Raw genomic sequence first — 252 nt, forward strand, 5'->3', positions numbered from 1 at the left:
ACTTCATACGGCCCCCGGACGTAGACGAATGGAATCGATCACGGCATCCCACAATTCCAGTGCTTCCTCATCGCTGGCGAAGGATTCCTTGTTCGTGGTGTAGGCGCTCTCTCCTACCCTGAGCAAGGCATTCAGATTGGGCTCCGCCAGTGAATATTCTTCGCCGGGGGCCTCCCATTTGAAACCATAGCCGCGCTTTCCATCCTGCGTGCTTGCAAGCAGGATCTCGTCGGCTTGAATGGAGCCAACCGG

1 protein-coding gene is annotated in these 252 nt (G+C 56.7%); it reads right to left on the bottom strand.

Annotated elements, in window-relative coordinates:
- Positions 1–3 precede the first annotated feature (3 nt).
- The coding region (locus ABDB81_RS30345; protein WP_346814412.1) for a T6SS immunity protein Tli4 family protein at positions 4–252 on the bottom strand (249 nt) is incomplete at its 5' end.

This window comes from Cupriavidus sp. DL-D2, assembly GCF_039710735.1.
GTDB lineage: Bacteria > Pseudomonadota > Gammaproteobacteria > Burkholderiales > Burkholderiaceae > Cupriavidus.